At 62.4% G+C, this 26160-nt stretch carries 21 protein-coding genes and 4 pseudogenes; 15 read left to right on the top strand and 10 right to left on the bottom strand.

What is annotated here, in order from left to right:
* The first annotated feature begins 833 nt into the window (after nt 1-833).
* The 10 genes and pseudogenes from M1D93_RS20560 to M1D93_RS20515 all read left to right on the top strand — a co-directional run bounded on the left by M1D93_RS20560 (nt 834) and on the right by M1D93_RS20515 (nt 11107).
* Complete coding sequence (locus M1D93_RS20560; protein ID WP_461175320.1) at nt 834-1754, top strand: LysR family transcriptional regulator; 921 nt, start codon at nt 834-836, stop codon at nt 1752-1754.
* 281 nt (nt 1755-2035) lie between these two features.
* Nucleotides 2036-2953 carry a CoA transferase subunit A gene (locus M1D93_RS20555; protein ID WP_461175319.1) on the top strand — a complete coding sequence of 306 codons (918 nt, stop codon included), beginning with the start codon at nt 2036-2038 and terminating at the stop codon, nt 2951-2953.
* A complete protein-coding gene (locus tag M1D93_RS20550; protein WP_461175318.1) occupies nt 2950-3765 on the top strand; it encodes a CoA-transferase subunit beta in 816 nt (271 codons plus the stop codon). Before M1D93_RS20555 ends, M1D93_RS20550 begins: the two co-directional genes overlap by 4 nt.
* A gap of 62 nt (nt 3766-3827) precedes the next feature.
* The gene (locus M1D93_RS20545) at nt 3828-5009 is read left to right on the top strand and encodes a CoA transferase (protein WP_461175317.1); all 1182 of its coding nucleotides are present in this window, start codon (nt 3828-3830) and stop codon (nt 5007-5009) included.
* A gap of 1 nt (nt 5010) precedes the next feature.
* Entirely contained in the window at nt 5011-5865 is an 855-nt protein-coding gene (locus M1D93_RS20540) for an HpcH/HpaI aldolase/citrate lyase family protein (RefSeq protein ID WP_461175316.1), read from the top strand.
* A 262-nt stretch (nt 5866-6127) separates the two neighbouring features.
* The gene (gene fabG, locus M1D93_RS20535; RefSeq protein ID WP_461175315.1) at nt 6128-6871 is read left to right on the top strand and encodes a 3-oxoacyl-ACP reductase FabG; all 744 of its coding nucleotides are present in this window, start codon (nt 6128-6130) and stop codon (nt 6869-6871) included.
* Between the two features lie 209 nt (nt 6872-7080).
* The gene (locus M1D93_RS20530) at nt 7081-7968 is read left to right on the top strand and encodes an FAS1-like dehydratase domain-containing protein (protein ID WP_461175314.1); all 888 of its coding nucleotides are present in this window, start codon (nt 7081-7083) and stop codon (nt 7966-7968) included.
* Nucleotides 7969-7989: 21 nt separating this feature from the next.
* Nucleotides 7990-9210, top strand: a complete 1221-nt coding sequence (locus M1D93_RS20525; protein ID WP_461175313.1) for an acetyl-CoA C-acetyltransferase — start codon at nt 7990-7992, stop codon at nt 9208-9210.
* A gap of 364 nt (nt 9211-9574) precedes the next feature.
* Nucleotides 9575-9742 (top strand): annotated as a pseudogene (locus M1D93_RS20520) (fatty acid--CoA ligase); the annotation flags it as partial.
* A 261-nt stretch (nt 9743-10003) separates the two neighbouring features.
* Nucleotides 10004-11107, top strand: a pseudogene (locus M1D93_RS20515) (IS30 family transposase).
* 340 nt (nt 11108-11447) lie between these two features.
* Here M1D93_RS20515 and M1D93_RS20510 read toward each other — a convergent pair.
* Together M1D93_RS20510 and M1D93_RS20505 are read right to left on the bottom strand one after the other, a co-directional pair.
* Nucleotides 11448-12098 (bottom strand): TetR/AcrR family transcriptional regulator, encoded by a 651-nt coding sequence (locus M1D93_RS20510; protein WP_461175312.1) that lies wholly within the window; start codon nt 12096-12098, stop codon nt 11448-11450.
* Nucleotides 12099-12482: 384 nt separating this feature from the next.
* On the bottom strand, nt 12483-12872 hold the full coding sequence (locus M1D93_RS20505) for a nuclear transport factor 2 family protein (protein ID WP_461175311.1): 390 nt from the start codon (nt 12870-12872) through the stop codon (nt 12483-12485).
* A 270-nt stretch (nt 12873-13142) separates the two neighbouring features.
* On the opposite strand from M1D93_RS20505, the gene M1D93_RS20500 reads away from it, so the two are divergent.
* The 5 genes and pseudogenes from M1D93_RS20500 to M1D93_RS20480 all read left to right on the top strand — a co-directional run bounded on the left by M1D93_RS20500 (nt 13143) and on the right by M1D93_RS20480 (nt 17875).
* Nucleotides 13143-13931: an enoyl-CoA hydratase/isomerase family protein gene (locus M1D93_RS20500; RefSeq protein WP_461175310.1), complete on the top strand. Its 789-nt coding sequence runs from the start codon at nt 13143-13145 to the stop codon at nt 13929-13931.
* Nucleotides 13932-14142: 211 nt separating this feature from the next.
* Nucleotides 14143-14880 carry an SDR family NAD(P)-dependent oxidoreductase gene (locus tag M1D93_RS20495; RefSeq protein ID WP_461175309.1) on the top strand — a complete coding sequence of 246 codons (738 nt, stop codon included), beginning with the start codon at nt 14143-14145 and terminating at the stop codon, nt 14878-14880.
* 97 nt (nt 14881-14977) lie between these two features.
* A complete protein-coding gene (locus M1D93_RS20490) occupies nt 14978-16132 on the top strand; it encodes a serine hydrolase domain-containing protein (protein WP_461175308.1) in 1155 nt (384 codons plus the stop codon).
* A 738-nt stretch (nt 16133-16870) separates the two neighbouring features.
* Nucleotides 16871-17227: pseudogene (locus M1D93_RS20485) on the top strand (alcohol dehydrogenase catalytic domain-containing protein); the annotation flags it as partial.
* 162 nt (nt 17228-17389) lie between these two features.
* Entirely contained in the window at nt 17390-17875 is a 486-nt protein-coding gene (locus tag M1D93_RS20480; RefSeq protein ID WP_461175331.1) for a zinc-binding dehydrogenase, read from the top strand.
* Nucleotides 17876-18220: 345 nt separating this feature from the next.
* Here the strand turns inward: M1D93_RS20480 and panD are convergent, their stop codons facing one another.
* From panD to M1D93_RS20440, 8 genes and pseudogenes are all read right to left on the bottom strand, one after another.
* Nucleotides 18221-18664 (bottom strand): aspartate 1-decarboxylase, encoded by a 444-nt coding sequence (gene panD, locus M1D93_RS20475; protein WP_461175307.1) that lies wholly within the window; start codon nt 18662-18664, stop codon nt 18221-18223.
* Nucleotides 18665-18670: 6 nt separating this feature from the next.
* Nucleotides 18671-18952 carry a hypothetical protein gene (locus M1D93_RS20470; protein WP_461175306.1) on the bottom strand — a complete coding sequence of 94 codons (282 nt, stop codon included), beginning with the start codon at nt 18950-18952 and terminating at the stop codon, nt 18671-18673.
* A gap of 313 nt (nt 18953-19265) precedes the next feature.
* Nucleotides 19266-20405, bottom strand: coding sequence for a bifunctional 2-methylcitrate synthase/citrate synthase (locus tag M1D93_RS20465; RefSeq protein ID WP_461175305.1), 1140 nt, complete (start codon nt 20403-20405; stop codon nt 19266-19268).
* Nucleotides 20406-20432: 27 nt separating this feature from the next.
* On the bottom strand, nt 20433-21338 hold the full coding sequence (prpB, locus tag M1D93_RS20460; protein WP_461175304.1) for a methylisocitrate lyase: 906 nt from the start codon (nt 21336-21338) through the stop codon (nt 20433-20435).
* Entirely contained in the window at nt 21338-22858 is a 1521-nt protein-coding gene (locus M1D93_RS20455; RefSeq protein WP_461175303.1) for an MmgE/PrpD family protein, read from the bottom strand. Before M1D93_RS20455 ends, prpB begins: the two co-directional genes overlap by 1 nt.
* A pseudogene (locus M1D93_RS20450) lies at nt 22854-23112 on the bottom strand (FCD domain-containing protein); the annotation flags it as partial. The pseudogene M1D93_RS20450 and the gene M1D93_RS20455, both read right to left, overlap by 5 nt.
* A 332-nt stretch (nt 23113-23444) precedes the next feature.
* Nucleotides 23445-24545, bottom strand: a complete 1101-nt coding sequence (locus M1D93_RS20445; RefSeq protein WP_461175302.1) for an ABC transporter permease — start codon at nt 24543-24545, stop codon at nt 23445-23447.
* Nucleotides 24542-26056 (bottom strand): sugar ABC transporter ATP-binding protein, encoded by a 1515-nt coding sequence (locus tag M1D93_RS20440; protein WP_461175301.1) that lies wholly within the window; start codon nt 26054-26056, stop codon nt 24542-24544. The genes M1D93_RS20445 and M1D93_RS20440 overlap by 4 nt, the downstream gene beginning before the upstream one ends.
* Nucleotides 26057-26160: the final 104 nt, after the last annotated feature.

The raw sequence follows: 26160 nt of genomic DNA, 5'->3' as shown, positions 1-26160 counted from the left end.
GCAGTCGGGAGAGCAGGTTCATCGGCAAGCGTCGATGTGGGTTCAGGCCAGGCTGGCGTGAACGTCGCAGAACGGCAGCACTCTCGAGCCCGGTGTTTTTCAGGGTCTTGATCCATTTCAAACCGGGCCCGGGGCCGGTTTCCGGGCGTCTAGGGCTTGTCCATACCAACGCGGAGAGTTCCTTATGAAGGCCGGGGCCCTGTGCCCGTCCACAGTCCAGCAAGGTCGCTTGAAACCGGGTTGCGGGGGCTCGGCACGCAGGTACAGGTTCAGCTAACGTCGGCGGGTAGTAGTTAGTCCCACGTCGTTGGCATCACCGACCCACGCGTTGGTGCGGTCACTGCCGTCTTGGTCCGGTAACGGCTACCACCACTGCTTAGAGTTTGATCCATGCAACACATTGGCTTTCATCAACGGGACCGGATAGGAGACACCGAACTGCACGCCTAATGAGGGGGAGGTGGTGCAGGAATTTCCGGATGCCCCGGCGCTGTCGGTGCGCACCAGGATTTTCTCCCCGATGAGCTTTCCCTGCTGGTCGGAATGCGTCAACAAAGGACGTCACCACGATCAGCCCGGCATGGGAGACCAACTGCTGCCCGTCTTGACGGACCGCAAGGGACATGAAAACTCCGACAATCTGGGTACAAAAGTGCGTCAACAACACTGTTGCCCAGCTCAGAAGCATCTTCGTTCGCTTAAACATACCGCGCACGAACGCCACCCCTATGAAACCCCGGCCGAGCGGAGGGTACGTAGTTGTCCCTGATGTTCCTTACTCGCCTGCCACGCAATCGCTTCAACTTGTTGTAGTTCTGCGCAATAATTGAGCGATGGAACTGCATCACCTCGAGGCCTTTCTCGCTGTCGCGGACGAGTTGCATTTCGCCAGAGCGGCTGATCGTCTCCACATGGCTCAGCCGCCCTTGAGCCGAATGATCAAGCAGCTTGAGCGCGAGCTTGGATCGAGCCTGTTCGATCGCACAACTCGGAGCGTGCAATTGACTACCGCAGGGAATGCACTCGTACGCCCGGCGATGGACGTACTCGAAGGTGTTCGAGCTGCGCGACGTGCGGTGCGGTCGGCAGGACGAGGTGAGACGGGTCTGGTGCGGGTCGGCTTCGCTGGTCCCTCATCACACCCGCTGGTAGGGAGGCTTGGGCGGTTGGTCCGCGAGCTCCACCCGGGCATCGAGCTCTCCTTGCGCAATACGACGTACCATCATGAAGGGATCCGCTCGCTCTTGGGCGGCGATCTGGACCTCGTTTTCTCTCGCTGGCAGACACGCCCGGAAGGGGTGAGCGACCGGCTGATCGCCGTGGAGCACTACGTGGTTGTGGTGCCGGTGTCGCACCGCCTCGCCGGACGCAAGCGGGTGTCGATAGCAGACCTCGAGGGCGAGCCATTTGTAGTGCTCCCTGCGAATCCGGGGTCGAGTGCTCGGGAGGCGATGATGCAGATGGTCAAGGCCGCCGGCTACTCACCGCAGATCGTACAAACGGGCCCCGACACCCACACAGTTCTCGCGATGGTGGCAGCAGGAGTGGGGGTCACCATCACTCATGACACCGCCGTCGCCGGCGTCGTTCAAACAGACATATCGGTGATCGCGCTGAAAGAGGGAGATCGGGCGACCTACCAGCGGCTCGTATGGCGCAAAGATGACCAGAATCCCGCTCTGTTGGCCGTGCTGCGGGCTTCCGAAGAGGCTCTACCCACACCTTGGGTGCCGGGCGGAAAGAGCAACGACTAACAGCGATTCCGCGTGCCTGGGGGCACTCGACTCATGGCGAGCGACGGCTGGCGGACAGGCAGAGCGCAACTGCATTGGTTTCCAGTTGGCGAACCGAGAGTGGGAACCTGATTCTTGGGTTGTTCCAAGACCCTACTTTAGAAGCATGACCGCCTAAACTCGACACATTCATACTGATTTAGGCAACAAACCCTTGCTGAACAAGTATTGGATTTCTCAGCGCGCTCGACCCCATGATGAGGACTTAGGAGCAACACCCCGTACCCCCTAGGAGCCGACATATGAGCACGTCGATGACCGCGTTTACCAAGGTCGTAGACCTCCCGACGGCGGTTGCCACGTACGTTCAGGACGGAATGACCCTGGCGCTCGAGGGGATGGGTCATCTGATCCCCTTCGCTGCCGCTCACGAGATCATCCGGCAAGGTCGTCGTGATCTCACTGTCTGCCGCATGACACCGGATCTGGTGTACGAGCAGATGATAGCAGCTGGGTGCGTTCGACGACTCGTGGCTTCGTTCTTTGCGAGTGGATCGGCCGGGTCACTTCACGAGATTCGCCGACGGATTGAGTTGGAAGACCCAGCGCCGCTCGATGTCGAGGAGTACAGCCACTACGGCATGGTGTGCCGTTATCAAGCGGGGGCGGCCAACCTTCCATTCTTCCCGCTGAAGTCGTACGCCGGCAGCGACCTACCGAAACTGACTCCTCAGATCCGAAAGGTCGCAGACCCGTACGGCGGACCCGACGTCTATGTGGTGCCCGCGTTGAAGCCCGACGTTACGATCATCCACGCGCAGCGCGCCGACCGGGCAGGAAATGTGCAGATGTGGGGCATCGTGGGTGCGAATCAAGAAGCAGCATTCGCAGCTAAGCGGGTGATCGTGACGGTTGAGGAAATCGTCGACGATGACATCATCCGGGCGACGCCCAATCTGACGCTGCTGCCGGCCCATGCCGTAGATGCCGTCGTCGAGGTGCCTGGCGGGGCTCATCCTTCCTACGCTCAAGGTCACTACCGTCGCGACAACGCCTTCTATCGCGAGTGGACACCCATCAGCAAGGATCGCGAGGCGTTGAGCGAATGGCTCATCGAGTGGGTGCACGAGGTCCCCGACCGGGCAGCTTACCTCGCCAAGGTCGGAGACCCGCGGTGGTCGGATCTGGCTTTCCACGACTCTGAGAGGAGCTTCTCATGACAGGGCAAGTCACGCTGGCTAGCACCCCGGAAAGTGCCTATGCCGATGTCTCCACGTCGAGCACGGAGTTTTTGGCAACCGTGGCCGCCAGGCAACTCATCGGCAAGCGGCGCGTGTTTGCCGGCGTAGGGCTGCCGACCCTGGCGATCAACCTCGCGATGCGAACCGTCAACCCGGACGTCGAACAGGTCTACGAGTCCGGAGTCTGTGGGGCCCACCCCGCGGCACTTGCCGAAGGGATCGCCGATTCCGTCCTGGTCACGGGCGCTGAATCGGTAGTGAGCATGCCTGTCCTCTTTGGTTACGTACTCCAGGGCGGCAACGTCGACGTGGGGTTTCTGGGAGCGGCCCAGGTAGACCGCTGGGGCAGCCTGAACACCAGCTTCATCGGAGACTGGCGGAGGCCGTCAGTTCGGCTTCCCGGGTCGGGTGGTGCGGCCGACATCGTGCCGAATGCCGGCGAATGCATCGTGGTGCTTCGTCGCCACGATCCGAATGCGTTTCCGGAGGTGCTCGACTTCTGCACTTCGCCGAGTCCGGTGCGGGCACGAGAGGAGGACCCGCGCATGGTGCCGCCCGGCTTCGGGGTTTCCACGGTAATTACGCCGCTTGCGGTGCTTCGTCGGAGGCACAAGTTTGGCGAGCTCGAAGTGAGCGAAGTCCATCCTGGAGTGTCTCTCCAGGAGGTCAAGTCATCGACGGGCTGGGACATAGCAGTTGCGCCCGACGTGCGCGAAACAGAGCGGCCGACGGTCGAGGATGTGCGATTGCTGCGCGATGAGATCGACACCGTGCGGCTCTACCTGCGATGAACTTCAGGAACCCGAGCAGCGGCCCCTTGGCTGGGTTACGCGTGATAGAGGTATCAAGTTTCGTGGCTTCGCCCTTGTGCGGGCTGACGCTCCAGCAGCTCGGCGCCGACGTAATTCGGGTCGAACCGCTGGGCGGGGCTCCCGACCGCTCGCGGTGGCCGGTCACCCAGGACGGCCTCAGCCTCTACTGGAATGGGCTAAATCCGGGGAAGCAGGCGATCGAGATCGATTTCAGTTCGGTGGAGGGACGGAGTCTCGTGGCAGATCTCGCGGCTGACGCAGGCATCCTCCTTACCAACACCGAGCGTTGGCCCGAACTGACACATGCGGCGCTGTCGCAGAGGCGCCCCGACATGATCTCAGTGCTGCTGACGGGCACCACGGACGGCGGGTCGGCGGTGGACTACACGGTCCAAGCAGCGACCGGGTTCTCACTGATTACCGGTCCGGCCGAGCATGCCAGTCCCATCAACAACCCGCTTCCAGCCTGGGACCTCACGGCCGGCCTGTACCTCGCCATCGGACTCATGGCGGCAGAACGGCGACGGTCACACTCCGGCATGGGTAGTGAGGTGCGTGTCGCACTCGAGGACGTGGGGCTGTCCGCAGCCGGGCACCTCGGCTATCTTGCCGATGCGATGCTCAACCCTGGTTCCGGACGGCGCGCAGACGGCAACTATATCTATGGTGGGTTCGGGAGGGATTTCACGTCCAAGGACGGTGCGCGGTTCATGCTGGTGACGTTGACTTCCCGGCAGTGGTCGGATCTTCGAAAGGTCATGGGTCTCGGCGCTGTTTTCGATGGACTGGGGGAGGCTCTGAAAGCTGACTTCTGGGACGAGGGTGACCGGTTTCGTCACCGTGAAGTGCTCGCCGGCCTCGTCTCAGAGTGGTTCGGCCGGCACACCGCCAGCGAAGTGCAAAGCACCTTGGCCTCGACCCGGATCCTATGGTCGGCTTACAAGTCATTCGACGAGATGGTGGCGGATGATGGCGCGATGCTGCGAAGCCATCCCATGTTCGCCACGGTCGAGCAACCGGGGATCGGCGCGGTCCTCGCTCCTGGCTCGCCGGTTTCCATCGACCGGGAACGCGGTGCGCCGGCACCTGCTCCGCGAGTCGGAGAGCACACGCGCGAGGTGCTGCGCGAATATCTCGACCTCGATTCAGCCAAGATCGACGACTTGTTCGAGCGCGGAGTCGTGTCTACCACCGCTGTTCCCGCCGCCCTAAGGACCACCTAACATGACGACGGCAGCCCATGCCCAAACATTTCTGTTCGTGCCCGGCGATCGTCCCGACCGCTTTTCCAAAGGAGCAGCCGCCGGGGCAGACGTCGTGGTCTTGGACCTCGAGGACGCGGTTGCGACACGCGACAAGGAGGAAGCACGCCGCCACGTCGTCCGCTGGCTATCCTCAACCAACGGCTCGTCCGCCGTCCGCATCAATGCCTTTGGAACTCCTTGGCACGAGGCGGACCTCGCTGCACTCACCGGCTTACCCGTCATCCTCATGGTGCCCAAAAGTGAGGACCCCGAACGCGTTGGGGCCATCGCTGCAAGCTGGCCCGGCACCGAAGTTGTCGCGTTGATCGAGACCGCTCGGGGCGTCCTACGTGCCGCTCAGATCGCAGAAGTGCCGGGCGTCAAGCGATTAGCCCTCGGAACGTTCGACCTGGCGGCGGAACTTGGCGTCGACCCCGAAGACGAAAGCGCCATGGCTGCCGCGCGCGCAGGGGTGGTCCTTGCGTCGGCGGCAGCCAAGCTCAATGGTCCAGTGGACGGCGTCACCAGCGATGTTCGCAACACGAACAAACTGATAGCTGACGTGCGACGGGCGGCCACCCTCGGCTTCAAGGGGAAGTTATGTGTCCATCCTGCACAGGTGACACCCGCAGCAACCGTCTTCGCACCTACCGAGCAGGAGTTGGCCTGGGCGCGACGGATAATGGAGGCCACGTCGACCGCCGCTGTAGGAGTGTTGTTGGTCGATGGCCAGATGGTAGATCGGCCCGTGATCGATCGCGCCGCCCGAATTCTCGCCTCACGTGTCCCTGTCACTCAACCAAGCACGTCGACTCCGGCGGGAGGTGGCCAATGACGTCTCTCAACACTCGCAAGACCTGGATCGCGCTCACTCGATCCGAGCGACAGCGTGCTCATCCTAGCGCCCAAGATTTGCAGCTTGCCTCCGGCCAGCATCGAGAGTCCTGGGGCGAGCGTATTTTAGAGCGGGCTCTTGACTCGATCCGCGTGCATGGCGGTTACGGATCTCACACTGGTATGACGTTGAGATCCAGCGGAATTCGATCACTGCACGGTGGCTCGGTACACGAAGGACCTACGGCGAGAAGGGGAACTACATGATTGACCTGCTGGAAGGTAAGACAGCCGTCATCACCGGCGGCGCCCAAGGAATCGGGCTGGCGATAGCCGAGTCCTTCATCAACGCTGGTGCCCGCGTGGTACTTGCTGATTTGGACGGACACGCTGCTGAAGAGGCCGCAACCAGGCTAGGCGGACCCGAGCGCGCCGCGGGTATCTCGTGCGATGTGGTCGATGCCTCCCGTATCGACGCGGCGCTGGACTTCGCGGTGACCACGTTCGGCTCGCTCGACATCGTGGTCAACAACGCTGGGATCACTCGGGACGCCACGATGCGCACCATGACTGAGGAGCAGTTCGACCAGGTGATCGCCGTACACCTCAAGGGGTGCTGGAACGGTACCCGTTCGGCTGCTGCGCGGATGAGGGAAGCGGGATCTGGGTCCATCATCAACATCTCCTCGATATCCGGCAAGGTCGGCATGGTCGGTCAAACGAACTATTCGGCAGCTAAGGCAGGAATCATCGGCCTCTCGAAGGCTGCTGCCAAAGAGGTGGCCCACCACGGTGTCCGTGTCAACGTGTTACAGCCGGGTCTGATTCGCTCTGCAATGACCGAGGCAATGCCTCGGAGTGCGTGGGATCAGAAGATGGCCGAAATCCCGATGGGACGTGCGGGAGAGCCAGCGGAGGTGGCTTCCGTCGCCCTGTTCTACGCATCGGACCTGTCGTCTTACATGACAGGTACGGTCGCAGAGATTTCGGGCGGCCGATTCATGTAACAGCTTAGGACGACGGATTGTTTGAAACGCAAACTATGCAAGTGTTATGAGGATCGAATGGTAGTCACAAGTCGTATTGGTTTCGGGCGTAGGTCGCGAGGCATGGTTTGGACCATGCGTGGCCTAATCCCCAATCCTGCCGCCATAGTTGTGCTCGATGCACGACTGCTCGGTGCGGATATCGTCGGCGTATCGAAGGATCGGTATCAGTGAGCCGTGAATCGACCTTAGGAGCGGACGCGGGCTGGAAGCCTCGTACGGTGCTGACCGAGGAACTCGTGGATCCAGGTCGGGTCCGTGCCTTTGCATCCTTGCTCGATTCCGGTGCGCCGATCCCCCGCGCAGGAGATGAGCTCCCACCGCTTTGGCACTGGGTCGCACTGCCGTCGTGGCCGCATTCGTCCGAGCTCGATACAGACGGGCATCCTCGTCGTGGCGGACTGCTCCCGTTGATGCAGGGATTTCGGCGCATGTTCGCAGGCGGCTCGGTCACAATCACCCGTCCAGTCCGCGTGGGCGAGGTGCTAACGCACGAGGCGATCGTTGACTCCATTGCCGCCAAGCGCGGTCGTAACGGGGACTTCACGATGGTGTGCGTCAGCCACGTCTTCCGGGGTGCCGACAACAGCATCTGTCTCGAGGAGAAGCAGAACCTCGTATTCATCGAACCTGGGCCACGCACTCCTCAGCATCGCGGTTCCGTGCCTGCCACGGTGACCGCGCCCGTAGGGCCGCCGCTGCGCAGAACCGCTCATGGATGGGGTATCGTCACTGATCCCACCCTGCTCATGCGGTTCAGCGCAGTGACGGCAAATTCACACCGCATTCACTACGACTGGCCTTACGCGACCGAAACTGAAGGCTATGCCGGACTCGTCGTGCACGGTCCGTTCTCCACACTGCTGCTAGCCGAAGCGCTGCGCCTCGAGGGCCCCGGCGCGACGCCGCGCCAGCTGCAGCACCGGAACATGAGCCCGCTGTTTTGCGGGGAGGAAGCCCTCATCTCACTTACCACCACTGCTGATCACCGAGACGCAGTCTTGCGGCGAGAGGGCGTTGACCTTGTCACGCTCTCAACCCAAACCGCCTCGGCTTGATCTCGTTTGAAAGGAATTACTATGAAAAACGTCCCAGACGTTGTAATCTGCGAGCCCGTTCGTACGCCCATCGGACGCTACGGCGGCATGTTCAGGGACGTGACCGCCCCCGAACTCGGCGTCGCGGCGCTCCAAGGGCTAATCGATCGTACCGGGATCGACCCGGCCGAGATCAACGACGTCATCCTCGGCCACGCCAATGCGAACAGTGAAGCGCCGGCCATTGGGCGGATCGTCGCGCTTGATGCCGGACTTCCGTTTAGCGTGGCGGGTCAGCACGTCGATCGCCGCTGCGGATCGGGTCTACAAGCCGTCATCAACGCCATTATGCAGGTCCAGACTGGTGCCAACAGCGTGGTAGTGGCGGGCGGAACGGAAAGCATGAGCAACGCATCGTTCTACTCCACTGACATGCGCTGGGGGGGAGCGCGCACGGGCGTGACCATGCACGATGGGCTCGTGCGCGGTCGCGAAACTGCCGGTGGCCGCCTGTACCCGATGGCGGATGGGGTCCTGGAGACCGCCGAAAACCTGCGGCGGGAGTACTCCATCACCCGGGAGGAGCAGGACCGACTTGCGGTGAGCTCACATGAGCGCGCCGTCGCCGCCCAGCGTTCCGGGGTCTTGTCCGAGGAGATCATTCCGGTCACGGTGCGCACCCGTAAGGGTGAGGTGGTTATCGACACGGACGAGCACCCACGGGCTGGCACGACAATGGAGTCGCTCGCCACGTTGAAGCCGATTCTGTTCGACAAGGACCCCGAGTCGACCGTGACCGCTGGCAACGCTTCAGGACAGAACGATGCGGCATCGATGTGCTTGGTGACCACGATGGAGCGCGCTGAAAAGCTCAATCTCCGCCCGCTGGTGCGCATGGTCAGCTGGGCTGTCGCAGGCGTCCCGCCCCATGTGATGGGCATCGGCCCAGTGCCGGCGACCCAAGCGGCTCTCGACCGGTTGGGACTCGGACTTGCCGACATGGACGTCATCGAGCTGAATGAGGCCTTCGCGTCTCAGGCACTTGCGGTTATGCGGGAGTGGAACTTCACCGATGAAGATCAGGAGCGGACCAACCCGCATGGTTCGGGGATCTCGTTGGGTCATCCGGTCGGCGCTACAGGGGTCAGAATGCTCGGTACGCTGGCGCGCGAGCTGCACCGCCGAGAGGGCCGGTACGGGCTGGAGACCATGTGCATCGGGGGCGGCCAGGGACTGGCCGCGATCTTTGAGCGGATTGCTTAGGTGAACTCTTGGGCACGTTGTGAACATGTGACCTAGTTGGGTACCTCCGGTATCGACGGTAAGGACACCTGAGCATCATGGAAGGTGATCCTACATTCGTCGTGGGCACAGAGTCGCCACCAGTAGGGACGCAGAGGATTTCCAAAAGCGAGCTGGCCAGGCAGCTCGGGGTTTCGCGGGAAACGATGGACCGGAGGCTGTGATCAGACCGGGCCTCCGAAGTACGAGCGGGGGCCCGGTAGGGTGAGCTGTTCGGCGGCCATGATCGCGGGTGGGCATGACGGAGATCTTCCCCAGGGCCACGGTGGCCGCGACGCGCCGAGCGATTCCACCTACCGGCGCCGACGGCGGCGGCCATTCACGTGGTTGGCTGCGTACCGGCGATATCGGCACCATTGACAGCTTCGATTACCTACGCATCACGGATCATTCGAAAGATGTCATCAAGTCGGGAAGTGAGTGGATCTCCTCACAAGACCTGAGAACGAGCTTATGGCCCCACTCTGCAGCGCGGGAGGTCGCAGTAGTAGGGAGTACCGGACGAGCAGTGAGGTGAGCGTGCGGTGGCATTCGTCGTACTCAGGACGCCTGCCACCGAGACAGGCTTACGAGATCTCCTTGTCGGTGACGGTCGAAAAGTGAGCCATAGTGACGGCTTGGCGTCTAGTGGTCGTTGCAACACCTGAGCTTTTAGGAGTTGCAATTGGCAGATATGAAACGACCACGAAAGTCACGGGGTGCCCCTCCAAAGAACGCTGCACGGGCTCACTATGATCAGCTGATGAAACAGGGAATGGGCAATTCCGAAGCGTGCCGAATCGTCGGAATCAGCCGTAGTTCCGGCACTCGATGGCGGCACGGCCACTCAGTTGTTCTGAAGTCCGGCGACGTCAAAAAGATCGCTCCTATCTCGCGTCTAAGACCAGCCGCGATTTCTGCCCGATTTCTCTCCGAGTCCGAACGGATCACGATCGCGGACCTCCTGCATGCCGGGCGGAGCATTCGCGCTATCGCAACGGAACTCGGGCGCAGTCCTTCAACTTGAGCAGAGAGATTCGCCGGAATATTCACGAGCCCTCTGGCAACTACCGTCCGCGGACGGCCCAGCGCAGCGCCGAACGTAGACGGAGCCGCCAGCGGACCGGGAAGATCGCGGCCAACCCGGCACTGCAGGAGTTCGTGCGTGAACATCTGAAGCAACGCTGGAGTCCCCGCCAGATCAGCAACCGTCTACGCGCTAATTTCCCTGGACAACACGAGATGCACGTCGTGCCCGAGACTGTTTATCAAGCTGTCTATGGGCGTGGAAGCCTGGATTTGGCCGTGGACCCTGCTGTCTCGCTGCGCAGCGGTCGGACTGGCCGCCGGCCGCGCCGCCGAAAGGAGCACCGGACCAGGCGTTTCCCGGACATGGTGATGATCCGGGACAGGCCCGCGGAAGTAATCGGCAGACTAGTACCGGGGCATTGGGAGGGCGATCTAATAATTGGGAAGGGCGGTCACTCGGCCATCGCCACACTGGTCGAACGGACCACTCGCTTCATCATCCTCGTGCACCTGGCTAGCTGATTCGATGACCCCGCTCCCGCCGCACCTGCGCCATTCTTTGACCTGGGATCAGAGGACTGAAATGGCTTGCCACCAGAGTTTTACGCGGCAGACGCTGATTCCGGTCTATTTCTGTGATCCCGCGAGCCCCTGGCAGCGCGGCTCAAACGAGAACACTAATGGCCTGCTCCGGCAGTACTTCCCGAAAGGAACAGACCTCGGCGTCCACAGCCCCGAACACCTCACCAAGGTCGCCGCTGAACTCAACCGCAGACCACGCGAAATCCTGGGTTGGCAGAGTCCCATAGAGCACCTGGCTAGACTGACTTCACCGGCGACCGAACCATAAATTGTTGCAACGACCGCTGAACTCCGCCGCCCGCGAAATGGCTCACTTTTCGACCATCGCTGACACTCCTAGCGGGACGTGTGGCTCGACTGCCAGGACGACGCCCGGCACTACGACAAGAGGCTCCTGCGTTAGAAGATCAACAAGACCAGCCCGTGATCTAGTTTCGGACGTCTCGACGAGGCCGCCCTGTCCGGCGCGGCGCCTTATCGGGTAAAGGGCGACGTAATCAGCATCCCGCTCGGCTGATGCAGCCGGGAGGCCATACGGGCGTAGCACGAACCGTGGCACGTCGAGCACTCGTTCCGAACGTCTAACCCTGCGGGTCTGTGTTGATCGATCAGGTCGACTCTCCATGCGACACCACGCGTAGCGCGTCCCGCGCGTAGCGCGCGGCGATGTCGTTAGCAGACAGTGGACCTGAAGGCCTGTACCAGTCGAGGATGCCGCTGAGCGTACCTAATAGAACCCGCGAAGTGAAGTAAGGGTCTTCGTCGAGAAAGATGCCTTCCTCGATCCCGTCCTTCAGTAAACCGATCAGGGTCTCTCGGACGATGCTCCGTTTCGCGACGTACTGTGGCCGCAGGTCGGGCCCGAGGAATCTGAACTCGTCGTGCAGTGACGACAGATCGCGTCGCTTAGTGTTGTGCAGCGCGATTGCGGTAACGCAGTTCTCGAACCGGACCCGCGTATCGTCCCCGGCGTCCTCGAGGCACATGGCAAGGTGTTTGAGCAGATCGTCCATCGCGAAGCCTAGAAGCGCGAAGAGGATGCCTTCCTTATTGCCGTAGTGGTAGTACAGCGAAGGCATCGTCAGCCCGACACCCGTAGCGATCCCGCGAACAGTCGAACCGTGGTAGCCGTGCTTGTGAAAGTCCTCTAGGGCCGCCGCGAGGATGGGGGGGAGAGCCAGATCGGGGTAGTGACGCCACGAACTAGCAAGTGCGGCATCTGCGGACGTCGCCTTCTTGGCTGCTTCTTGGGTGGCCATATCGCATCTCCTGTTGGTTGGAAGCGGCCTGAGTTATTGAGCGCGCTCGACGCGCACTCTACGCATCCTGTCGATCCGCTCGGTGCGCACGAGCCGTGTCCCCGCTGATCTCGGTGGTTGCCGACTGCTCCTTTGCCGGTGTCACCATCGGCAGGACGGACATCTGGTCAAGGCCTTTGGGGAGCAACGCCCTGTCGACGTCCTAGGGCTCGCGCAGCGTCACGATCTCCACGAGCACGTCGGGGCAGTTCGCCACCGGCGGACGGCCGGATTCGGTGGTCCTTGGCGCGCGTCTCAGACTGGCAGGCTCGAGTGCAGCTCGGCGTAGGCGATTGACGTTTTACATTGGCCCCCCATACAGTCACGATCATCTCAACGGTTGACCTACGTCGACGGCTGGTCCTTGCGCCAGGTGTACTGAATCGAACGCTTGCGGAAGCGGGAGACTCCTCTGTCGTCCGTTTGCACGACATCTGCATACGAGCCAACCGCGATGATCGCGCCTGCGTCGATGATTATCCAGTCAGCTCGGCAGACGGCGCTCGGTCCTGATTCCTCGATCAAGACAATGTTCGAGAACTGATGTAGCAAGCCGGCGCGGGACAATCGCATCCACTTTCTAATCTCGTCGTGTCCTTGTACCGTCCCGGCGGAGCTCTCGATCACCGCGTCCTCGGTGAAGCAAGTCGTGAACAGTTCGCTGTCCATTGAGTCGATTCCGACGCAGTACCGCGAGTACAAGGTGATGAGCTGAGACATCGAGGTGGAGGCCATACCGCGTCCTTCCAGTGCTGTCAGTTATGAACACGAAGCGCTACCTGGTGCGGGACAACGCATCGGGGCGTGCGTTTCGCGCCACTGATAGGTTAGTGTTTATCTAGCGCTAGGTCAAGCGCGTCAGTATATGAGGCGCCGGGCGGTCGGGTTGCGTAAGGCACACGCGGACGGACGAGCCGGTGATGGAGGAGGACCAGTCGATGCCTGTGCCAGTCAGAACAATTGAGGCGCTCACGCTTGCCGCGAGCCGACCGTCATGATGGCGCTATGAGCAATCCCAGCGACACTACGCCGCCAGCGCTGGTGGACGGGTGCCTACTGCTTCAGGGCGACGATGGTGTCGTGGTCCTGGCGATTGAGAACGCCCGTAGGCGCAACTGCTTGTCCCTGGGTGTCGAACGGGAGCTGATCGCGCACTTGGAGTCCTTGGCGAAGGGGCGGGAGTGTCGGGCCATAGTCCTGACAGGCAGTGATGGCTATTTCAGTGCCGGGGGAGACGTTGCGCGCATGGCGGCCGCCGACAAAGAGCAAATGGTGGCGATCCTCAGGCAGTTGCAGCGGATCGTTGCATTGATTCACGCCATACCTGTCCCGGTCGTCGCGGCCGTGGAGGGCGGGGCGGCGGGCGGCGGCGTTTCGCTCGCAGCCGTCTGTGACTTCGTGGTCTCCGCGTCGGATGCGAGATTCACGATGGGCTTCGACCGTATCGGCCTGGCTCCCGACATGGGCGCCCTGTTTAGCTTCGAGCGCCGCATCGGGTTGTCGGCCACTCGACGGTTGGCCTACCTGGGCGGGGTGCTCGGCGCGTCCGAGGCACACCGCCTCGGCCTGGTGGACGAGCTGTGCGAACCTGGCTCGGCGCGATCGACAGCAGTGGCACTGGCTCGCACTCTCGCGCTCAGGTCGAGGATTGCGAACGGGGTGGTCAAGCGGACGGTCGCCGAATCCTCGTCCACGCTGCGCAAGGTGTTTGAGCAAGAGCTTGAAAGCGCCGAGGCGCTCTACGCGTCGGAGCAGTTTTTGTCTGCTGTTAAGCCTGGATCCACCGAGCAGTGACTCTGCGGACGCCGCGGGAGAGTGAGGACGCCTTTTGACCGGGATTGCCTTCACGTCCTTCGCGCCCCCCGTACGCCCGACTTCACATAAGTCTCACTGGGGACTTGACCTAGCGTTCGATACATTGTACAGTGTGTGACTTGGGTCTCGGCTGCAAGAGGCAGCCGAATACGCACCGCGGTCGTTGCCGGCGGTTTGAGAGGACCACGGAATGAAGAAAACAGCGCTTGTCACCGGTGGCTGCGGCGGGATCGGCGCCGCTACGGCTGCCAGACTGTCGAAGGCTGGTTACAGCGTCTTTTCGACTGATCTCGAAGTTGCTGTTGCCGGCGCGTCGCCCGAAGTCCTCGACACTGCGGACCACTTCCTGGCGCACGATGTCAGCGACGAGCATAGCTGGGCAAACGTAGTCGACCAGGTAATGCGAGCCGAGGGACGCATCGACATCCTCGTTAACAACGCCGGAGTGGGCAACTTGGCGACAGTCACTGATGAGACCGTCGACGGCTGGAACCGAGTCATCCGGATCACCCAGATGGGGGTATGGCTAGGCATGCGCGCTGTCGGAGCACAGATGGCAAAGCAGGGCGGAGGCTCCATCGTCAACGTGGCCTCGATCTTTGGTTCGAGCGGTGGCAGGGGCGATATGTTCGCCTACCACGCCGCAAAGGGTGCAGTGCTCAGCATGACCAAGAATGCTGCTGTCCTGTGGGGCCCAGAGAACATCCGGGTCAACACGGTACAGCCGGGCTTCGTCCAGACGCCCTCGCTCGACCGCGTCGCAAAGATCCAAGAGGCACGGCTGCAGTGGATGAAGGACAACGCACCCATGCGTCGTATCGCCACTGCTGAGGAGGTGGCGAACGCCATCACCTTCCTCGCTGGCGAGGAGTCGGGTTTCACCACGGGCGCCGATCTCGTCGTAGACGGGGGCTGGTTGTCGCAATGACACCCGTCCTGCTCAACTAAAACTACCCATTCCGGCAAAGAAAACAGCACAGGGCAGACGTTTTCTATCTGGGAAATGTGAAGGAGACTCAGCAGCCATGGTTGAAGTTCACGGAACCAATGATCCAAGGTTCGAGCCCGTACGCGCGGCCTTCCAAGCCAACTTCGACAAGGGCCTGGAAGTCGGTGCTTCCGTCGCCGTCGCGGTGGAAGGTGAGATTGTCGTTGACCTCTGGGGTGGGCTCGCCACCGAAGCCGAGGACGGACCTCGGTGGGAGCAGAACACGATCACGAACACATGGTCGACAACCAAGACGATGGCGCTGGTTTCAGCACTGTTGCTGGTGGACCGCGGCGACCTGGACCTCGAGGCCCCTGTAGTCCGTTACTGGCCAGAATTCGCTGCCGAAGGTAAGGACGCCATCCTGGTGCGGCATGTCCTGAGCCACACCTCCGGCCTGGCGGGCTGGGATGCACCGCTTCACCCGACAGATTTCAGCGACTTCGAGAAGATGACCTCCCTGCTCGCCAAGCAGGCTCCGTGGTGGACACCCGGCGACGGTTCGGGTTATCACGGTCACACTCACGGATTCCTCATCGGGGAACTTGTCCGCCGCGTGACTGGGCAAACCCTCCCTGACTTCTTCCACCAAGAGTTGGCCGACCCGCTCGATGCGGACTTCCACATCGTGGTCCCAGACGCGGATCACGGCCGAATCAGTCCAATCATTCCTCCCCCACCTCGCACCGACCTCCATGCCGGATTTGAGGACCCGAACAGCATCGCGGTGCGTGGTCTAACGAATCCCAACGTCGGAGCCGAGTTCGCAAACACCGACTGGTGGCGTCGCGCGGAGGTCAACTCTGGCGGCGGCCACGGAAATGCTCGTTCAGTCGCCACGGTTCAGCGACTACTGTCGAACGGCGGAGAAATCGGTGGGCGCCGCTTCCTGTCCCGCAAGACGTGCGAGTCGGTATTCGCGACACAGGCTGACAATGTGGACAGGGTAATTGGCGCGCACATCACGTGGGGCCTGGGGTTCGCGAAGCGCTCCCGCGGCCTTCCACTGCCAGTGAACGAGTCCACCTACTATTGGGGTGGCTGGGGCGGATCCTTCGTCACCAACGATCTCGGTTCCAGCATGACTGTCGCCTACGTGATGAATCGAATGCAGAACAGCATCGTTGGCGACGAGCGAGGAATCGCGTTACTCGAAGCAGCAGAACGATCCCTCCAAGGGACGGCTGCCTGACGTTCCGGTTGCCGGGATCATCGACAGCGGAAAGGGTCACGCCTCCCGCCACGGTCCTCTCGGAACCGCCCCTGAGAGCGCGCGCGGATAGGGAGTCAGGTGTTCCACCCGTTTGCTCATCGGCTGATTTTGACGGTGAGGAGTGGGGATTTCCCCTACGGCCGGGTAGTCAGCGACCACTTCCAACGGACTGTTCAGCGGTCGGTAGGACTCCTGCCGGTCCCTTCATCGCCACAGGTCCTTACGCAAGCCGCCTCCGGGGCGGCCTCGGACCGGACCAGTCCGATGCTGCAGGGGTCTTCAGAATCGAGGGTTTAGGCGACGTCAGAATCCGCCGGCCTCGAGCAGATGCATACTCGCACTGGGTCAGCCCGTGCATCCGCGACGCGCTGGGCGCCGTGCCTTCCGCCAGAGTCGCGGGCCTGACTACTGCCATGAAGAAAGGTTGCTCGACGTATTGTTCGAGCGACGGTCCCGCCAGCATTGAACGAGCGCCAGATCGACGGCTGCCGAGCGCAAGGACAAGCTGAGGGCTCTTCGTGCCGCCGTGGTGAAGCACACAGACGATGCGGCCGATGCTTGAACGAGGGCCGGCGAAAGCCCGCGGGAGCAGTCCCACATACGGGAGGTTGCGAGAGTAATCACCTATCTGGACGACACTTTGCAGAACCTCGACGAGTGGATGAGACCCGGAGTGCTTCCTCAGCGGAACCCCCGGGGTCGAAGCAATGGTGCGCTATGAGGCGTAGGGCTTGTGCTCCTTGTTCGGCCCATGAAACTTCCCCTACCAGCCGGCCCACGAAAAGGAGACTAAACATGCGAGCAGTTGGAGTAAATGAGTTTGGCGGGCCGGAGGCCCTGCAGTTGATTGAAGTTCCGCGGGAGCCTTTGGGCCCTGGACTGGTACGAATTCGCGTTCGCGCGGCTGCGGTCAACCCGAGTGACACGCAGCTCCGGGCCGGAGCCTACACGGCCTATTATCCCGACAAAACCTTCCCGTGGATACCGGGGATGGACGTCGCAGGTGACGTCAGCGAAGTAGGCGACGGTGTCGAGCATCTAGCTGTTGGTGACCCCGTGATGGGAGTCGTCATTCCACATGGTGCCTATCGGGAAGATAAAGTGCTGTCGGCCAACTCCGTCGTCAAAGTCCCGCTTGGGGTTAGCGCTATCGCCGCATCCACTTTGCCGATGAACGGGCTAACCGCTCGCTTGGCCCTGAACAGAATGGAGCTGCGACCTGGACAAGTACTGGCCGTGACCGGGGCAGCAGGGGCTTTCGGCGGGTATGTCGTCCAGTTGGCGAAGGCCGAGGGACTCACCGTGATTGCGGATGCCTCCGAGCGTGACGAGGAAGTGGTGCGGGGCCTTGGTGCCGACATTATCGTCAGGAGAGGAGCAGACGTGGCTGCTCGCATACGTGAAGAGTTTCCCGACGGCGTCGACGGATTGGCGGATGGATCCCTGCAAGGCGCGCTCGTCCTGCCTGCAGTGAAGGACGGCGGGGCAATTGCAACCGTCCGCGGTTATGAAGGGGATGGGCGCCGCAAGCTGCGGGTCCTGCCTGTTCTCGTACGCGAGATTGCCGAGGACCGCGGGGCGCTGGAGCGGCTTCGCCAGCAAGCGGAGGAAGGGGAGCTCACTCTCCGAGTGGCCCGGACATTCCCAGCCGAACAGGCAGCGGAGGCACACCGGCTCCTGGAACGGGGCGGTCTCCGAGGCCGACTGGTTCTCACTTTCTAATCCTGCCCAATAGACACCATTACGCCTTTCCGGGATGCGAAGCACGGGCTCCAGGCAATGCTTTACGGACGCGTCTTCGGGAAGATGGTATTCAGAGTCTGACCACAAGCTTCCTGCTGCTAGCCGAAAGCCAGTAGCACGTGCTCCTTGGAAGAGCGACTACCTCTTGATTGAAGGGAGAGCCGTGACACTCGTTAGCCAAGGTTGTTCCGTCGTGAGATTCCCACGACGGCGTGAGGTCCGTGAGACCTTCGACTGAGCCTTGCCGCTCGCGCCCTCGACAGCAGTTAGCCAATCGTCAGTGAGTCTTAACCGAACTCGGCGGACGCGCCTGCGCACAAGCTGTTACTGACGGATACGGGTCATGCCTCGAGAGTTGCGCAGTGCGAAGGGCGGGCTCGTCAGCCCGGGGGAGACTGCTTCGGCAGGGTCGGTGCCGAGCAGGGCGATCCTGTTGTACCGGTCCACATGGACCACCCTTGGGCTGTAGGCCCGGGCCTCGTCGGTGGTCATCTGGGCATAGGTGATGAGGATGACGATGTCGTTCTCATTGATCAGGTGCGCGGCGGGGCCGTTGATCCCGATTACGCCCGAGCCACGTTCCCCAGCGATGGTGTAGGTCTCCAGGCGTGCCCCATTGGTGACGTCCACGATCGCCACAAGTTCCCCTGGCAGGATGTCGGCGGCATCCAGCAGGTCCAGGTCCACCGTGACCGAGCCAACGTAGTGCAGATCAGCGTGGGTGACCGTCGCCCTGTGAATTTTGGACTTGAATATCAACCGATTCATAACCAACTACTCTCCGCCCTCATGTTCAGTCGTTATTCTGTTCAAAGCTGAAAAAGTCATGCGATAGGCCCGTGAGCCCTCTAGCTGCCGAGGTTCAACCCAAACCTCATAGCCTTCGGCCCTGGTTATTAACGCCCTACCGTCGATTCCGTCGGCGGCAAGCCAGAGGGCCGACGAATCGGCCATCGCATCGTCGACAAAGCCTGATCTCAAAACCCGCTTGTCGTTTCGAACTTCGACGAAGGCGCCAACCAACTGACTCCATTCCTCGTGGCGGTATGCAGGCATGGAGGGCTCCCTTCAACTGACGTGCTTAAATTAAATTGGCCCAGGCGATTGCCGTTCACGTCCCATACAGCAGTAACGGTTAGCGGTTTGTCCTTGGCGAATATCGGTCTTCCTGGGATCGCGTTATCTTGTTCATTGTGGATGCGGCCCACTTCCGATTTTGTCCTACAATGCGCGGCGTCTCGGTGAAGGAATGAGGACTGACCAATGGTGACAGCGTGAGTTGCGGTGGAGCACCTTATAGCGTTGCGATATTTGACGGTCCGGGTGACCGTCGGATGCTCCACCGCAAGTTTGGAAGCAGCTTATTGCCTTACAAGGCACGTTCCCCGACGCCGTTGTACGCGCTCAACGGCCGGATCAGCGAGTTCGAGTCCAGCTGCTCCATGATGTGCGCGGTCCAACCGGTGATGCGGCTCGCCACGAACAGGGGCGTGAACGTCGCCGTGTCAAAGCCCATCAGGTGGTAGGTGGGCCCCGCCGGGTAGTCTAGATTCGGCTTGATGGCCTTGGCCTCATCCATCGCCGATTCCAGCCCGTTGTACAGGCCTAGGAGTTCGGGCCGGCCGTAGTGCGCAATCATCTTGTCCAGGGCCGCCTTCATGGTGGGCACCCGGGAGTCGCCGTTCTTGTAAACGCGGTGGCCGAAGCCCATGACCTTTTTCTTCTGCGCCAGCGCCTCTTCCATCCAGACCTTGGCACGTGAGGCAGCTTCTTCGAGAGACTCCTCGGACCGGATGCCGATCTCGTCGAAGGTATGCATGACGGCCTCGTTGGCCCCGCCGTGTAGAGGGCCTTTGAGGGCTCCGATGGCAGCGGTAACGGCCGAGTGCAGGTCAGAAAGGGTGGAAGTGACAACGCGGGCAGTAAAGGTGGAGGCGTTGAAGGAGTGCTCGGCATAGAGGATCATCGAGACGTCGAAGGCCTCGATGACCTCGTCCACAGGATCTTCGCCGAAAGTCATCCAGAGGAAGTTGGCGGAATAGCCCAGGTCGTCACGCGGTTCAATGACACCCTGCCCGTGACGGCGGCGCTGGTCGTACGCCACTACCGCCGGCATAGCCGCCCAAAGGTCGACGGCCTTTTCCATACTGGCTTCCGGCGAAGAGTCCTCCGACAGGGGATGACGGGCACCCAGCACGGAGACCGCCGTGCGGCACACATCCATGGGGTGGGCGTCAGCGGGCAGAGCGTCGATAATGGACTTGAGCGCAGGGTCGAGTGCACGGCCGGCCCGTTCGCGGGAAGTGAATTCCGCGAGCTGGTCCGGGGTGGGCAGTTCGCTATTCCAGAGCAGGTAGGCCACCTCTTCGAAACTGCGCTTGGCGGCAAGTTCTTGGACCGGGTACCCGCGGTAGAGCAGCGAGTTCGTGTCCGGGTTGACCTTTGAGACGGCGGTGTAGTCCACCACGACGCCGGCGAGGCCTTTTTTGATCTCGGTTGTGTCAGCCATGCTGAACTCCTTCGTTGCAGCCCGTGTTTAGCGGGTCTGTGGGATCTGGAAGTTGAAGATGCCGGAATCGAATTTGTTGTAAGCCTCGTAGTCCACGAGGTCATAGAGGCGGGCCCGGGTGAGCATTTCAGGTACGCGTACCTGCTGCGTTCCCAAGCTCTTGAGTGTGTTCAAAACCTTTTCAGCGGCGCCCATGGCACTGCGGAGCAGGGTGACGGGGTAGATCACCATGTTCACCCCGACGCCCTGGAGCTGGTCCACGGTGAAGAGGTCACTTTTGCCGAACTCGGTCATATTGGCCAGGATGGGCACGTCCACGGCGTCGCGGATGGCCTGGAATTCTTCCAGGGTGGCCATGGCTTCGGGGAAGATGGCGTCCGCGCCGGCGTCCACCAGTGCTTTGGCCCGATCCTGTGCGGCTTTGAGTCCTTCGACGGCGCGGATGTCGGTGCGGGCCATAATGAGGAAGTTGGGGTCGCGGCGGGCGTCTGCTGCAGCCCGGATGCGTTTGGTGGCAGTTTCCAGGTCCACCACGTTTTTGCCATCGAGGTGGCCGCAGCGTTTCGGGTTGAACTGGTCCTCGATGTGCAGCCCGGCGAGGCCGGCGTTTTCGATTTCCTGGACCGTGCGGGCCACGTTCATCGGTTCACCGAAACCCGTGTCGGCGTCGACGATGGCGGGCAGGTCGGTCATCCGAGCGATCTGCCCGGCCCGGGTGGCGACCTCCGTGAGCGTGGTCAGGCCGATGTCCGGCAGGCCGAGGTCGTTGGCCAGGACTGCCCCAGAGATGTAGACACCGGCGAAGCCTTTTTCCTCGATCAGCCGGGCCGAGAGCGGGTTGAATGCCCCGGGGAACTGGGCGATGGTCCCGGAGGCGAGGAGTTCGCGGAACCGGATACGCTTCTGTTCGGGGGTGGTGGTGGAGTACAACATTAGAAGAGTCCCTTGGGTGCGGCGCTGGGATCGATGATGCCGGGGGCGGCGGTGATGTTCAGCTGGTCGAGTTCCCCTGGGCCGAGTTCGGGGAGGCGTTCGACGGCGGCGAGGAACCGTTCGACTTCGGCCTCCTCCACGATGCCCGTGGCGAGGGTGCGGAACTTGTGCATGTACTGGTCCCGTCCGAACGGCCGGGCACCGAGGGGATGCGCGTCAGCGACAGCGATCTCGTCCGTGATGATGGTGCCGTCAGTGAGGGTGATTTCCACGGACCCGCCGAAGGCCTTCTCGGCGATGTCCAGGGAGTGGTAGCGGCGGGTCCATTCCGGATCTTCCTCAGTGGTGACTTTCTGCCACAGCTCCACGGTGTCCGGCCGGGCGGCGCGTTCGGGGGAGTAGGAGTCCACGTGGTGCCAGGCGCCGTCCTGCAGGGCGACGGCGAAGATGTACGGGATGGAGTGGTCCAGCGTCTCCCTCGAAGCGGTGGGGGAGTACTTCTGGGGGTCGTTGGCGCCGGAGCCGATGACGTAGTGGGTGTGGTGGCTGGTGCGGATCAGCACCGACTTCACGTTGGCCGGGTCGGTGGCTTCGGGGTGTTCCTTGTTGAGTTTCCTGGCGAGGTCGATCCAGGCCTGGGCCTGGTACTCGGCGGAGTGTTCCTTCGTGTAGGTGTCCAGAATGGCGCGCTTTGCTTCCCCGGGAGTGGGGAGCGGGACCTGGTAGGACGCGTCCGGACCGTCCAGCAGCCAGGCGATCACCCCGTCTTCGCCTTCATAGATCGGCACGGGGGACGTCTGCCCGCGCATCGCCCGGTCCGCGGCCTCGACCGCCATCTTCCCGGCGAAGGCGGGGGCGTGGGCCTTCCAGGTGGAGATCTCACCCTTGCGCGACTGCCGCGTCGCCGTGGTGGTGTGAAGAGACTGGCCAACTGACTGGAAGATCGTTTCCACATCCAGGCCCAGCAGGGTCCCGATGCCGGCCGCGGCGGACGGGCCCAGATGGGCCACGTGGTCGATCTTGTGCTTGTGCAGGCAGATCGCCTTCACCAGGTTCACCTGGATCTCATACCCCGTGGCGATACCCCGGATCAGGTCCCGGCCGCTGGCGTTGGTGTGCTGGGCTACGGCCAGGATGGGCGGGATGTTGTCGCCGGGGTGGGAGTAGTCCGCTGCCAGGAAGGTGTCGTGGTAGTCCAGTTCACGGACGGCTACCCCGTTGGCCCAGGCCGCCCATTCAGGGGAGACCCGGTCCGTGATGCCAAAGACTTTTGCGCCCTTGCCACCCATACTGGTGCCATGGGCCAGCGCCTGAGCCCGGGCGGCCACGATCGGGGCGCGGTTCAGCGAGGCGATGGCCACTGAGGCGTTGTCGATGATCCGGTTGATCACCATCTCCATGACGTCGTCAGTGACCTCCACAGGGTCGGCGGCAACCCTGGCGATTTTGTGGGCCAGCTGGTCCTCGCGGGGAAGGTTCTCTTCGCTCTTGTACACGCGGACGTGGTGCTTTTTTACCATGGGGCTCCTTCGAGAGTGAGGGGTGAGTGGCTTCGATGTGGGGAAGACTGCGGTGCTAGTGGAGTGTGGTGGCCGCTTCTGCCAGTCGCGGCTTCTCACCGGCGATGGCCTCGGCTATGGTTGCGTGCTCTGCCGCTGCGGGTGTGAGCCGATCGGTGTCTTCCGCGGCTAGCCGTCGGATCCGCACGAAGTGCACCTGGAGAGTCCGCATTGCCTGGGGCAAGGTAGGAGTTGGAGATGGAGGAGTCGATGGCGACCCTTGTCGATTCCCCACACCTACTGACGGGGCAGGCTGCACGCGCCAACGTCACGCGCCGCGTGCCAGCGTCGGTTCTCGGGCGCGACCTCCGTCATTGGAACGTCCACCGGTCTGCCCGTCAGATCCTGCGCCGTCGCCGTACGGTCGCCACCGTCGCGTCGACCCTAAGGGTCGAGAATCGACGGGCCTCAGCCGCTGGGCAGGTCCGGTGCGCATTGCGACAGCCCAGCAGTCTCCTGTTCAGCGGCGGCGGTCGTGCACAGATCATCCGGCCCAGCGTGGCGACCCCCGACAGACCGCCCGCGACCACCCGCGGTCGGTGTATGCCTACTGGGTCCGACGCCTCTTGACCGCACGCGCGGTGATGCACACCGCCACGATCAGAACTGTACCTTCCACCAAGTTCTTTATCCAGGGAAGCTCCGGGAACTGGAGCTGCAGTCCCTTCACTGCGATGGCGAGCAGATACAGCGCAACCACCGTGCCGCGGACGTTGAACCGTCCGGCGAGCACCTGTGTCGAGCCCAGGAAGGTGGCAGCGAAGGCGGGCAGCAGATAAGGCGTGCCAGCGTCAAACGAGGCCGCCCCCAGCTGCATCGTCAGGACGACACCGGCGAACGCGGCAAGTGTCCCGGATAGCATCAACGACAGCGTCTGGATGCGCTTGACCTTAATCCCGGCGAGCTTAGATGCCTGGGGGTTCGATCCAATGGCGTAGAGGTACCGTCCGAACGGGGTGTGCTCCAACAGGAACCACAGGGCTATCGCGAGCGCCGCCAGGTAGAACACGGTGATCGGTATGGAGGCTACCGACATCGACCCTGCGTCAGTGAAGGCCTTGGCGACATTGTCGAGAAGGATGGTTTGGCCGTCGGCGATCCAAAAGGCCATTGCAGCCAGGACCGAGGACATGCCCAGCGTCGCGATGATCGATTCAATCTCGAATTGGGTGATGATAAAGGCGTTCACGCCACCGATTAAGGCACCGGCGAGCAGGGTGATGACGATGGCGAGTGGCCAAGCCATGTTGTGGTCAGATAGGAGCGACCCCAGCAGTGAGATGGAGAACGTCATGTTGGCCGCGAGCGAGATGTCGAACGTGCCGGCCGCCATCGACACGGTGACCGCGAGCGTCAGGATGCCTGCGATCGCCGCGCTACCTGCGATGACGCGCGCGTTGCTGACCGTCGCGAATGTCTCCGGCAGCATCAGGGAGAACACGACGGCGAGGATCAGGGCCAGGTAGAGGCCCGAGTACCGGTCCAGGCGCAGGATCTGAAGAAGGTGCGGGCGCGGGCCGTGCGATGATTCCTTGCGAGCGCCCAGAGGCGGACTGGCCTTGGTCGCGTCCTCGAGTGACGTCTTGGACGGGCTGATTTCGGGCATGGCCGACTGTTCCTTTGCTGTCTGGTGGTTGTCGAGGGTCATGATGTGAGTCCCAGGCTGGTGTGCACCAATCGCGCTGTCGTAATCTCGTCGCCGCGCAGCTGTTCCACCGCACGACCGTGGCGGAGGATGACCACGCGGTCGCACAGCCGCTCGAGCTCGGCTTCGTCCGACGAGCACACGAGCACCCCTACGCCCTGACTGGCCGCAGCATCGATCAGGTGGTGAATTTCTGACTTGGCGCCGATGTCGACCCCTTGAGTCGGCTCGTCGAGCAGGAGGACGCGAGGATCCGTCTGGAGCCACTTGCCGAGGACGACCTTCTGCTGGTTGCCTCCCGACAGTGCCTCGATCGGGGCGTCGAGCGAGGGTGTCTTCACGGACATCTTTTGGGTGATCGCGTTCGCTTGACGGCGGTCGTCCCGTCCGCGGATCCGCACGCGTCGCGCCAGCCGCCGGGCGGTGGTGAGGTTGATGTTCTCCCGCACGTTGAGGCCGACGAGCACGCCGTCACGCAGCCGGTTGGCGGGAACCATCCCCAAGCCAAGGGCCAGAGACGCGTCTGGGCGCAGGGGCTTGAGCTCGCGACCCTCGACGGTCACTCGTCCAGCACGGGGACGGGCACCGAAGATGATCGAGCACAGCTCCTCCCGGCCTGACCCGGTGATGCCGGCCACGCCGACGACCTCGCCGGCCGACACCTCGAGATCGAAGTCGACGAGCTCCGCGCCCTGCACCTTCTGCAGAGACAGCAGCGGGTCGCCAGGGGTGACGACAGCGCGTCTGCGGACATCATCCACAATGCCGCCCGTCATCAGGTCCACCAGCGACCGCGGACTGAGATCGGCGATCTCCTTCGTCGCCACCAGGTTCCCGTCCACCAGGACCGTGACCCGGTCGGCGATTTCGAAGACCTCTTCGAGGTGGTGGGACACGTACAGGACGCCGACTCCTTGACGCCGAACAGCCTCGATGATGGAGAACAGATGCTCCACCTCTGCCTTCGGCATCGTGGCTGTCGGTTCGTCCAGGACGAGGACGGACATGGCTCCCCCGGAGCTCTGCAGCGCGCGGGCGATGGCGACGGCGGTCCGCTCGACGGGCTGCAGATCATCGACGGCCTTGCGGACATCTAAGTCGTAGCCGACCGCCCGCAGGGCATCTTCGGTCACGCTGCACTGCTGACGCCAGTCGATTCGCCCACCCAGGCCCCTGGCATACCCATGGCCCAGAGCGAGGTTGTCGACGACGGAGAGCGCAGGAACCAACCCGAGATCCTGATGAACGAACTCGACGCCGGCGCTGTGCACGTCATCTCTGTTGCCGAGCGTCCGGGCCTGCCCGTCGACGACCAGACTCGCGCCGTCGTCAGCCGTGTGGAACCCGGCGAGGATCTTGATTAACGTCGATTTCCCTGATCCGTTCTGGCCCATCAGGGCGTGAACCTCACCCGGCGCGATGTCGAGCGAGACATTGTTCAACACCCGAGTACCGCCAAAGGTCTTTGACACGTTGCGCAGCTCGAGCCGCGGCGCCTGTCCTTGCTTTGTCATCCCTACCCATCCGTTCCTGTGGCTCACACGTCAACAACCTGTATGGAGGTGCTGCTGACAAGCGCGTCCGCCCGCATCCTCGTTGATGCGGTCCGGCTGGTCTA

It is taken from the genome of Arthrobacter sp. Z1-9 (assembly GCF_054792695.1).
Note: the sequence above shows the minus strand (reverse complement) of the source record. Positions and strands in the feature narration are given on the sequence as shown.

Bases quoted from the DNA above. Each gene is read 5' to 3' on its own strand.
- M1D93_RS20560 (WP_461175320.1), top strand. From the start codon at position 834: ATGGAACTGCATCACCTCGAGGCCTTTCTCGCTGTCGCGGACGAGTTG.
- M1D93_RS20555 (WP_461175319.1), top strand. From the start codon at position 2,036: ATGAGCACGTCGATGACCGCGTTTACCAAGGTCGTAGACCTCCCGACG.
- M1D93_RS20550 (WP_461175318.1), top strand. From the start codon at position 2,950: ATGACAGGGCAAGTCACGCTGGCTAGCACCCCGGAAAGTGCCTATGCC.
- M1D93_RS20540 (WP_461175316.1), top strand. From the start codon at position 5,011: ATGACGACGGCAGCCCATGCCCAAACATTTCTGTTCGTGCCCGGCGAT.
- fabG (WP_461175315.1), top strand. From the start codon at position 6,128: ATGATTGACCTGCTGGAAGGTAAGACAGCCGTCATCACCGGCGGCGCC.
- M1D93_RS20525 (WP_461175313.1), top strand. From the start codon at position 7,990: ATGAAAAACGTCCCAGACGTTGTAATCTGCGAGCCCGTTCGTACGCCC.
- M1D93_RS20510 (WP_461175312.1), bottom strand. From the start codon at position 12,098: ATGGCCACCCAAGAAGCAGCCAAGAAGGCGACGTCCGCAGATGCCGCA.
- M1D93_RS20505 (WP_461175311.1), bottom strand. From the start codon at position 12,872: ATGGCCTCCACCTCGATGTCTCAGCTCATCACCTTGTACTCGCGGTAC.
- M1D93_RS20500 (WP_461175310.1), top strand. From the start codon at position 13,143: ATGAGCAATCCCAGCGACACTACGCCGCCAGCGCTGGTGGACGGGTGC.
- M1D93_RS20495 (WP_461175309.1), top strand. From the start codon at position 14,143: ATGAAGAAAACAGCGCTTGTCACCGGTGGCTGCGGCGGGATCGGCGCC.
- M1D93_RS20490 (WP_461175308.1), top strand. From the start codon at position 14,978: ATGGTTGAAGTTCACGGAACCAATGATCCAAGGTTCGAGCCCGTACGC.
- panD (WP_461175307.1), bottom strand. From the start codon at position 18,664: ATGAATCGGTTGATATTCAAGTCCAAAATTCACAGGGCGACGGTCACC.
- M1D93_RS20470 (WP_461175306.1), bottom strand. From the start codon at position 18,952: ATGCCTGCATACCGCCACGAGGAATGGAGTCAGTTGGTTGGCGCCTTC.
- M1D93_RS20465 (WP_461175305.1), bottom strand. From the start codon at position 20,405: ATGGCTGACACAACCGAGATCAAAAAAGGCCTCGCCGGCGTCGTGGTG.
- prpB (WP_461175304.1), bottom strand. From the start codon at position 21,338: ATGTTGTACTCCACCACCACCCCCGAACAGAAGCGTATCCGGTTCCGC.
- M1D93_RS20455 (WP_461175303.1), bottom strand. From the start codon at position 22,858: ATGGTAAAAAAGCACCACGTCCGCGTGTACAAGAGCGAAGAGAACCTT.
- M1D93_RS20445 (WP_461175302.1), bottom strand. From the start codon at position 24,545: ATGACCCTCGACAACCACCAGACAGCAAAGGAACAGTCGGCCATGCCC.
- M1D93_RS20440 (WP_461175301.1), bottom strand. From the start codon at position 26,056: ATGACAAAGCAAGGACAGGCGCCGCGGCTCGAGCTGCGCAACGTGTCA.